The organism is Burkholderia sp. SIMBA_051 (assembly GCF_046534915.1).
Taxonomy (GTDB): Bacteria; Pseudomonadota; Gammaproteobacteria; order Burkholderiales; family Burkholderiaceae; genus Burkholderia; species Burkholderia ambifaria.
The window spans coordinates 1-306 of sequence record NZ_JAWRXS010000148.1 but is presented as its reverse complement, the minus strand read 5'-3'; the positions used below and the strand labels follow the sequence as shown (position 1 = coordinate 306).

General features: G+C 54.6%; 1 protein-coding gene. It reads right to left on the bottom strand.

Features of this window, described 5'->3' with window-relative positions; all coding sequences use genetic code 11:
* The coding region (locus SB771_RS33955) for a thiamine pyrophosphate-binding protein (RefSeq protein ID WP_410721910.1) at window positions 1-129 on the bottom strand (129 nt) is incomplete at its 3' end.
* Between the last annotated feature and the right edge of the window lie 177 nt (window positions 130-306).

Here is a 306-nt window from a genome sequence, read left to right as displayed (position 1 = left end):
GATATTGCCTGCCTTGCGCATGGCCGAGTAGAACGGGTTGATCGCAGCGCCCGGAACGCCGAATGCGGTGTCGATGCCTTCTTTTTCGAGCACCAGCACGGCTGCGTCGACGGCTCTCATCTTGGCCATGAATGTCTCCTGAATGTCTGTGGTCTGTGGCGGGCGCAATCCGCGGATGAAGCTGCAACGAATTTGCGAATCAAGCGTTGTCGAATGCACTTTAGGCCTGACCTAAAGGTTTGATAAGATCAGTTCGGGTCGCTTATTTCGAAACAAAAAGTATGGAATGGCGCGAGGCCGGCAGGA